The organism is Thalassospira permensis NBRC 106175, assembly GCF_000714555.1.
Lineage (GTDB): Bacteria > Pseudomonadota > Alphaproteobacteria > Rhodospirillales > Thalassospiraceae > Thalassospira > Thalassospira xiamenensis.
On record NZ_AUNC01000049.1, the window covers coordinates 1 to 3,142 of the forward strand.

Annotated in this window: 2 rRNA genes; both read right to left on the bottom strand. The window is 53.4% G+C overall.

The features are described from left to right. Window positions 1-4 precede the first annotated feature (4 nt). Window positions 5-119: ribosomal RNA gene (rrf, locus tag SMB34_RS17685) — 5S ribosomal RNA — on the bottom strand. A gap of 118 nt (window positions 120-237) precedes the next feature. After that, window positions 238-2,987 (bottom strand): 23S ribosomal RNA (locus SMB34_RS17690). Window positions 2,988-3,142 lie beyond the last annotated feature (155 nt).

Here is a 3,142-nt window from a genome sequence, read left to right on the forward strand (position 1 = left end):
GAAGGCCCGGCGGTGACCTACTCTCCCGTGCCTTAAGACAAAGTACCATCGGCGCAGGCAGGTTTCACTTCTGAGTTCGGGATGGGATCAGGTGGTTCCCGGCCGCTATGGCCACCGGGCCGTCGAAACACAGCGAAGAGATCGGAGTTTTTGTGATGCGATATTGGATGTTTTGTGTTTTACATGGCGGGTTTTACCGCTGCGCAAGAAGTCAGAATGTTCAATTAGCAAGAGGGATCAATCAAGCCGATCGATCAATTAGTACTGGTTAGCTTCACGTGTTGCCACGCTTCCACACCCAGCCTATCAACCTGGTGGTCTTCCAGGGATCTGATAGGGATACCTAGTCTTGAAGGGGGCTTCCCGCTTAGATGCTTTCAGCGGTTATCCCTTCCGCACTTAGCTACCCGGCGATGCTCCTGGCGGAACAACCGGTACACCAGAGGTGCGTCCATCCCGGTCCTCTCGTACTAGGGACAGCTCTTCTCAAGTATCCTGCGCCCACGGCAGATAGGGACCGAACTGTCTCACGACGTTCTAAACCCAGCTCACGTACCACTTTAATTGGCGAACAGCCAAACCCTTGGGACCTGCTCCAGCCCCAGGATGTGATGAGCCGACATCGAGGTGCCAAACACTCCCGTCGATGTGGACTCTTGGGGAGTATCAGCCTGTTATCCCCGGCGTACCTTTTATCCGTTGAGCGATGGCCCTTCCACGCGGGACCACCGGATCACTATGACCGACTTTCGTCTCTGCTCGACTTGTCAGTCTCGCAGTCAGGCAGGCTTTTGCCATTGCACTCTTAAGCTGATGTCCGACCAGCCTGAGCCTACCATCGCGCGCCTCCGTTACTCTTTGGGAGGCGACCGCCCCAGTCAAACTACCCGCCATGCAGGGTCCCGGATCCGGATAACGGACCTCGGTTAGATATCAGGAAGCAAAAGGGCGGTATCTCAAAGGTGGCTCCACCGAAGCTGGCGCTTCGGGTTCATAGCCTCCCGCCTATTCTGCACATTCACATCCTGATACCACTGCAAAGCTGTAGTAAAGGTGCACGGGGTCTTTCCGTCTGACCGCGGGTACTCCGCATCTTCACGGAGAATTCAATTTCGCTGAGTCGATGTTGGAGACAGTGGGGAAGTCGTTACGCCATTCGTGCAGGTCGGAACTTACCCGACAAGGAATTTCGCTACCTTAGGACCGTTATAGTTACGGCCGCCGTTTACCGGGGCTTCAATTCAATGCTTGCACATCTCCTCTTAACCTTCCGGCACCGGGCAGGCGTCAGACCCTATACGTCGTCTTGCGACTTCGCAGAGCCCTGTGTTTTTAGTAAACAGTCGCCACCCCCTGGTCTGTGCCCCCACCGTAAAGTTGCCTTCACGGTGGGCCCCCTTCTCCCGAAGTTACGGGGGCAATTTGCCGAGTTCCTTCAACATCGTTCTCTCAAGCGCCTTGGTATATTCAACCTGCCCACCTGTGTCGGTTTCGGGTACGGTCCATATGTGAGAGTTATTTCCTGGACCTCCTTGGCAGCTTCTCCAATCCAATAAGGAAAAACTACTTCCAGAGGCCGTCACTTCTCACGGGTACAGGAATATTAACCTGTTTCCCATCGACTACGCGTTTCCGCCTCGTCTTAGGGGCCGACTCACCCTGCGCGGATTGGCCTTGCGCAGGAACCCTTGGGCTTTCGGCGAGGGAGGTTCTCACTCCCTTTGTCGCTACTCATGTCAGCATTCTCGCTTCCGATACCTCCAGCATACCTTACGGTACACCTTCACAGGCTTACGGAACGCTCCGCTACCACTTGTTCAATAAAGAACAAATCCGCAGTTTCGGTGTGTGGCTTGAGCCCCGGTACATCTTCGGCGCGGGACAGCTTATTTAGACCAGTGAGCTGTTACGCTTTCTTTAAACGATGGCTGCTTCTAAGCCAACGTCCTGGTTGTCTTGGCCGTCCTACATCCTTTCCCACTTAGCCACAACTTTGGGACCTTAACTGGCGGTCTGGGCTGTTTCCCTCTCGACCACGGACCTTAGCACCCGTAGTCTGTCTGCCAGATAGTACTCATCGGTATTCGGAGTTTGATTAGGTTTGGTAAGCCGGTAAGGCCCCCTAGCCCATTCAGTGCTCTACCCCCGATGGTATTCGTCTGACGCTCTACCTAAATAGATTTCGCGGAGAACCAGCTATCTCCAGGTTTGATTGGCCTTTCACCCCTAACCACAAGTCATCCCCGTCTTTTTCAACAGACGTGGGTTCGGTCCTCCAGTGACTGTTACATCACCTTCAACCTGCTCATGGCTAGATCACCTGGTTTCGGGTCTAATCCCACAAACTCAATCGCCCTATTCAGACTCGCTTTCGCTGCGCCTACACCTAACGGCTTAAGCTCGCTTGTAAGACTAACTCGCTGACCCATTATGCAAGAGGTACGCTGTCACCCCATATAGAGGCTCCAACTGCTTGTAGGCATCCGGTTTCAGGAACTATTTCACTCCCCTTATCGGGGTGCTTTTCACCTTTCCCTCACGGTACTGGTACACTATCGGTCGTTAAGGAGTACTTAGGCTTGGAGGGTGGTCCCCCCATGTTCAGACAGGATTTCACGTGTCCCGCCCTACTCGAGGACCTGTATGCTTTCTACCCGTACGGGGCTATCACCCACTTTGGCCAACCTTTCCAGATTGTTCCGGTTCTTACATACAGGCCACTGGCCTGGTCCGCGTTCGCTCGCCGCTACTAGCAGAGTCTCTGTTGATGTCCTTTCCTCCGGGTACTGAGATGTTTCAGTTCCCCGGGTTCGCCTCATAACGCTATGTATTCACGTTATGATCACCCTATTGGGTGGGGTTTCCCCATTCAGAAATCTACGGGTCAAAGCCTGCTCTCGGCTCACCGTAGCTTATCGCAGAGTGCCACGTCTTTCATCGCCTCTTAACGCCAAGGCATCCACCAAATGCCCTTATTATGCTTGAGAGATCCCTCAGCTAACTGTTCTGCGTCTTGCGCAGGGGTAAAACCCTGCCAATTCACAATACAGCCAGTATCGCGATCACGTTCTTTCGTTGCGAAAAATCACAACGGAAAGATCCGTTCTCTTCATATTCCCTATTCACAATGTCAAACATCTCT